At 44.7% G+C, this 6666-nt stretch carries 4 protein-coding genes and 1 tRNA gene; 1 reads left to right on the plus strand and 4 read right to left on the minus strand.

Annotated features, from left to right (window positions below; all coding sequences use genetic code 11):
- Nucleotides 1–141: 141 nt before the first annotated feature.
- From HK25_RS11985 to efp, 3 genes are all read right to left on the minus strand, one after another.
- Nucleotides 142–1167, minus strand: coding sequence for an OsmC family protein (locus HK25_RS11985; protein ID WP_086636377.1), 1026 nt, complete (start codon nucleotides 1165–1167; stop codon nucleotides 142–144).
- Between the two features lie 161 nt (nucleotides 1168–1328).
- Complete coding sequence (locus tag HK25_RS11990; protein WP_086554888.1) at nucleotides 1329–2138, minus strand: inositol monophosphatase family protein; 810 nt, start codon at nucleotides 2136–2138, stop codon at nucleotides 1329–1331.
- Between the two features lie 62 nt (nucleotides 2139–2200).
- Nucleotides 2201–2767: an elongation factor P gene (gene efp, locus HK25_RS11995; protein ID WP_086554887.1), complete on the minus strand. Its 567-nt coding sequence runs from the start codon at nucleotides 2765–2767 to the stop codon at nucleotides 2201–2203.
- A 169-nt stretch (nucleotides 2768–2936) separates the two neighbouring features.
- On the opposite strand from efp, the gene HK25_RS12000 reads away from it, so the two are divergent.
- Nucleotides 2937–3026, plus strand: a tRNA-Ser gene (locus HK25_RS12000).
- A 269-nt stretch (nucleotides 3027–3295) separates the two neighbouring features.
- Here HK25_RS12000 and HK25_RS12005 read toward each other — a convergent pair.
- The gene (locus HK25_RS12005; RefSeq protein WP_086636378.1) at nucleotides 3296–6526 is read right to left on the minus strand and encodes a Hint domain-containing protein; all 3231 of its coding nucleotides are present in this window, start codon (nucleotides 6524–6526) and stop codon (nucleotides 3296–3298) included.
- Nucleotides 6527–6666 lie beyond the last annotated feature (140 nt).

Consider the following 6666-nt stretch of genomic DNA (forward strand, 5'->3'; position numbering starts at 1 on the left):
CCGCTATGCTTGCTGACCTGCTGAGCCACAGCCTATTTGCAGCTCAGGAGATACCAACCGGCATCCTTATCTCAGGTGCCGGAGCTTGTTTCTTTTTGCTCTATTTACGTAAAATATAAAAAACCTGCATTCCTGCACGGCTTACTCTTTAAGACGCGTAACAATCTCTGCGCCGTTCGCCAGCGTTTTATGCACCGGGCAGAGATCTGCAATATCGATAAATCTTGCACGCTGCGCATCGTCGAGTTCACCCTCAAGGGCAATGGTACGCTCAAAAATATGCCCTGAACCATCGGGCTTCTTTTTACAGGCGACAAAAGCTGATGCACGATAAAGATTATGCTCTTTCTGCGTGGCATACATACGTAATGTCATCACAGTGCAGGCAGCCAGACCCGCTGCAAGGAAATCATAAGGTGCCGGGCCTGTATCATTACCTCCAAAGGACAGGGGCTCATCTGCCAGAAAATAGTGCTTACCGCTTTGCATCTCCAGCTGAAATGCACCCATACCCGTTTCAGCAGCGCTTACACCTGACACCCCGGCCTCAGCTGGCAGAACTGCCACCTCAGGCAGATAACGCTGCCCCCACACTGACATGATGCCTGCAACATAATCGACGTCAGCATGATCTGAAAATCTGTAATCAACATTATCAAGGGCAATAAAACTTCTGGCCTGCGTTGAATCCTGAGTAACTGAGGCAACACCATCAGCATCAGGTTCATCTAAAATCAAAACTGGCTGAGGCACCTCTTTTAAATGTGTCAGTATATCCTGGCGCAGAGCATGATCTGTATCAACTGGCAGATAAAGCAGAGAAACGGCCTTAATAACCTCATCACTGATGGCAGCTGCGTCGAGCACTGTACCGACTGCCAGGCTATGCCCGGCGAGCATGAAAGGCTGCATACCCATTTCGGTCATTGCGGTCACAGCACGTAAAATATCTTCTGTTTTTTCTATAACGGCAGCACTCAGGCATACAACACCTACCCCTGCACGCACAAAACTTCGTGCAATACCAGAGATAACCTGGCCCTGTTTTTCTGTATCAAAACAATGTACGAAAATAATATAACCACGCACATCTGAGTGTGGCCGCTCAAGACTGGCGGCAAGCATTTCTCCCGATGAGCCCTGAAATTTAAAAACCTGCTTTAACATTATTATTTCCCTCACATAAAAATAAGAATTGTTTTTCTAATATTCACAACTCTGGTCTGTTTTTCTTATTAGGGAAAGAGGGTTAAGTCTGAAAAATTGCATAAAAAAAGGCGCCCCCGATGACGGAAGCGCCTTTTTAAATAAAACGGTAACCGACGTTATCAGGCGTCTGTCAGGCTTTCAGCCACGATTTCACGCAGTTTACCATAAATATTACCATTACCGGCAACAATGAAGATATCATCTGGCAGATCATCAATATCTTCACCTGCCGGATTGGTCGCCTGACCACCAGCCTCACGCACGATAAGAATACCGGCAGCACAGTCCCATGGTTTAAGACCAAACTCCCAGAAACCTTCATAACGCCCGGCCGCAACCCATGCGAGGTCAAGAGCAGCAGCACCAAAACGACGGATACCTGCAACGCGTGGCATCAGGTTACCCATCACCTTAGCGAAAGGTAAACGCCGTGAGGCAGGCACTTTTGCAAACGGAATACCGGTAGCAAAAAGTGATTCTGACATTTCCCGACGCGCTGACACACGAATACGACGCTCATTGAGAAACGCACCTGAGCCTTTTTCTGCATGGAACATTTCGCCAGAAGCAGGGTTGTAAACAAGGCCTGCTGCCAGCTCGATTTTACCATTTGGCAGACGACGCTGAAGGCCAATAGAAATAGCCCAGTGAGGAATGCCATGCAAAAAGTTGGTTGTGCCATCGAGCGGGTCAACCACCCAGCGCCAGGTCCAGTTATCTGTCCCTGAGCTGCCTGATTCTTCCATCAGAAAAGCATAACCAGGCCGTGCCCGGTCGAGCTCTTCACGCAGAATTTGTTCTGCACGAAGATCTGCCTGTGAAACAAAGTCACCAGGCCCTTTGATGCTGACCTGAAGCTGTTCGACTTCGTTAAAATCGCGCAGAAGACGCCTGGCTGCTTTCTGGGCGGCTGCCTGCATCACCGTCATAATGGGGGAAAGTCGAAGAGCCACTCTGCTGTGTCCTGCCTAAAAGAAAGAAATATCCGAAGTTAGTTTTTAGCGCGCTCAACGTAAGTCGCGTCTTCTGTTCTGACCACGATACGCTCACCAGCTTCGATAAACGGCGGCACCATGGTCTTTACACCATTTGACAGCTTAGCCGGTTTATAAGACGAGCTGGCTGTCTGACCTTTAACAACCGGATCAGCTTCAACCACCTCGAGAGTAACCTGAGGAGGAAGATCAACACCAACCGGGTCACCTTCAACCAGATGCAGGTTAATAGTCATATTATCCTGCAGGAACGGTGCCTGATCGCCCAGAAGGTCAACAGAAATAATAAGCTGCTCGAAAGACTCGGGGTCCATAAGCACGAGAGAGTCGCCGTCTGTGTAGGAATAGAGATACTCTCTGTCCTCGGTCATCAGACGCTCAACGCTGTCAGCTGTACGCCAGCGCTCGTTCGTTTTATTGCCGGTTTTAAGGTCGCGCATTTCAACCTGAATGAATGCACCACCCTTACCTGGGGTAATAATCTGCTGTTTCAGTACCGTCCAGCGACGGCCGTCATGCTCAATGACCTGTCCGGCCCGGATCAGGTTTGCCTGCTGTTTCATAACACGTCCCTGAGTGGATCAATGTGAGTTAGAGTTTGGGGTTCTACAACTCTGACAACGCCAGAGCAACCCGAAGAACACTTAAAGACGATATAAATGCAATTTTCTTGCATCAGGTGACTAGACAGACGGGTAAAGTCGTGATTATAAGACGGCCAAGGCGAAAGCAGGAAGGGTGGCCGAGTGGTTGAAGGCTCCAGTCTTGAAAACTGGCGTACGGGCAACCGTACCGTGGGTTCGAATCCCACCCCTTCCGCCATATTTTTAAAAAGTAAAATGTAACGCCTGCTATGCACCCGTTACATTATGCCTCCTTAAATATTAAGCCGATAATTAATCCACCCTGGTTCCGCCTCTTTGTATTATCAGATCATATTCATATTAAGATTCTGCCATATTCAGCTTTCAAAGCAAAAGATCTGCTTACGAAAAATAGTTTCGCACGCAGCATCAATCCTAACCGCTTAACGTAGCAGCACTGCATTACCCAAAAGCAAAGCCCCCTTATAAAAGGGGGCTTCTTTATTTTTAACCACGCATAATGTTTCGTATCTCTTTTCTCTCAATATAATATTTATGAGATGATAAAATATCTATTTTTACAATCTTCATTTTTCCACTAACACCTGACGGCAGATCAATTGCAGCGAGCCCCGTTGTCCAACGCCCATCACCCCCTTCATATACAGACCATCCCGACAGCTCTTTATCTTCAAGATGCTCATTAACAATCAAAATTTCATTATCATTCAGAACTTCTATATCGCCAACCCTAACCCCGAGTTCGCGCCGGTCATCAACAAATGGCCCAATTGTATCAGCCGGTCGTGAAGCCAGAGACGACAGATACACCCTGGAAACCTCATTCCTTATTGTAAAGAAGACATGCACACCGTCCTTTTTAAAAGGGTAAGTCATTGCACGCGTAACCGGATCATAAAGATATAAATCGGGATTAAGCGTTGTCTCCGCCTCTGCCTGCACTTGCCTGGCGTGACAATTGTTCAGAATTTTTCTGAATACAGGCTCAACAAGTTCACGATGCGTAGCCAGAGGCGCAGCTGCATCTTCCAGCCAGCTTTTAGGTCTTTCAAAATACCCCTGAACAACGCCGGCGTCGCTCCCTCCCGGATTACTGAAAGAATTTTTATTACCCGTATTCAGATAACTCTCTGTCAGCGCACCATTCGCATCAATAACAGCATGCTGCTCTGTTTCAATGTGATAATAGTCATACTGATTTATTTCCAGATTATAATAAATATTCACACCATTAACAAGCATACGAACCGGTATAAAATTCCCGTCAATAAAGAGACTATGCTCTGGTGTAACCAGAAGATCTTTAAAAGGCACACCTTCTGCCAGGGCATCTTTTTTAATACAAACAGGATATCCGGCGAGGTCAGGATATTTTTGTGCAATTCTTACATTATGGTGTTTCCTGCCAACCCATTTTACGGTCTCCTCAGCAAAATTTCCATCTGCCTGCCGAACCATTATTTTATCGCCAGCTTTAATTTCCTCAACTTTTACATAACCAGAGGCCATCTGAATGAGCGTTCCAGCCAGGAAACAAATCTCCAGGTCGATATAACCATTATCAAGCTCAAGCAATGTATATCCCGTTGAACCAATACCTGGAATATTCAACGTAAATGTTGTGTCACCCACCTGCAGTGAAATGGTATTATTGCTAGTCAGTGTAGCTTTAGTGCTTGTAAATGGCCCTTTAAAAATAATGTGGTCATAACCCGTACCCCACCCGGAAAATGTCTGAGAAACCGTCGACTTACCATCAACAACATCGTCACTCAGAACAACGTAAGAAGGATGCTCCTCACTCCCCGAGAACGTAATCGTACCTGTTCCGTTGTTACCAGCCAGTTCAAGCGTACCATCCTGCCCAATATTAGCAGTGCCCACCATGGTTGCGCCGCTACTAAGCCCTACAGTTCCACCGGAAATTGTTGTCGTACCAACGGTCCCGCCGGAGGATACATAAGTCGTACCCCCATAGTTAGAGAGAGTATTTACAACCGTCGAAGGACCACTAAGAGTTGCTATACCGCCACCACTTACAATCAGAGCCCCGCTAGTCATTCTGCCATAGGCACCAAGAAACAAGGATCCTCCCGAAGCAACCGTCCCAGAACTCAGGAGGTTGGAACCACCAGCAGAACCTGTCGCACTCAAAACTGCACCAGAACCAATAAAGGTATTGCTCACAAAATTATTTCCGGCACCGGCAGAAACCAGCTCATTGGCTACATTAACACCGGAAATAGTATTTCCACTACCAATAGTGAATGTCCCACCAGAACCTGTAAAACCACTACTATATATAGTATTTCCGTTACCAATACCAATAACACTATTATTGGCACTAACCCCATAAATACTATTATTATTTCCGTAAGTGACATCAGAATCATCAAGGTCAGTGCTATAATAAAATGTATTATTATCCGCCACGGCTCCGCTTACTATATCCACAAGCCTTAAGTCATTATTATAAACGGTATTCTGAGAGCCAAAGCTCAGCGTGCCACCTGAAATAGTTACGCCATTTGAAAAGCTATTCTGATTTCCTATGGTTGTCTGTTCAGGATCTGTTATTATAAGACCGCCGTTATCAACGCCCGGGTTAGTAATAGTATTATTATTTCCGATATAAACTGACGTTGCACCGGAAACCGTCATTCCGGAACTGATTGTGTTATTTGATATTACATTAACGTGCTGTGATCCATTACCACTTATAACCAGACCGCCGCTAATAGTGTTACCACCATTGCTGCCATCCATATCAAAGTCAGCATTTGAAACCACAACACCACCACTAATAGTGTTGTATTTATAAACACTTACAGTATTTGATCCATCACCGTAAACAAAAAGACCTGACTGAATTGTGTTGCCGCCAGCAACTTTAGCACCCCCATCTATGTTTACATTTCCACTATAAACCCTAACTCCACTAAGTATAGTATTGAAATTACCTATATCAATATAATTACTTCCATTACCTGAAAATACGATCCCATTAACAATTGTATTTCCACCATTCAGGCCGGTAGCAGAATCATATCCTGACATAACCAGATTGACATCGGAAGTAATAATAGCACCAGAAATTGTGTTATCAAAACCTACATCAAGAGTATTTTCACCGGTCCCGTTAAAAACTATTCCACCACTAATAGTATTACCATTACCAGAGCCATTAATGGCAATATCTGCGTTTTCGCTAGCGCTTATTCCTTTCCTTATAGTGTTACCCAGACCAATATCAAGAACACCACTACCCGTTACAAGCAAAGGCCCATTAGATGGAGCAGAGTTATCAGTAATATCATCTAACTGATCAACTGTAACACTCTCATAAATATTAAGCGTACCGCCACTGACCTGGACATCATTTAACCATGAACCTGTAAACGCAGCTGAACCGCTGTTAACGGTTAAACCAAAAATACGAGCCTGACTTGTTCCGCTGACAACACCATCATCCAGCGTTACATCTTTCGAAACCGAATCATCTAAAAGATTAAGCTCTCCGCCACTGACACTCACACCATCAATAGCCGCTGTGAAGTCCGTATCATTACTATACGAATCTAGGGCACTTACAGTTGCACCAGATTCGATAACAGAACTCTGAAGAGACCCTCCATCCTGTATTATATAAGTGCTGCCACTCGTTACATTGATATTAGCACTTGTTTGCCCTGAACTGATATTAATAGTGGTAGACATAGCGTCTTCCTAATTTAGTTTGATTAATGTTAACTTAACCCTTTAAATATATTAAGATTTTAATAAACAAAACTTAATTTATATTAAAAAATTTTAATATATTAAACCCGAAGCAGCATAAAACATTAAATGTTTGTTAA

The organism is Acetobacter sp. DsW_059, assembly GCF_002153695.1.
Lineage (GTDB): Bacteria > Pseudomonadota > Alphaproteobacteria > Acetobacterales > Acetobacteraceae > Acetobacter > Acetobacter thailandicus.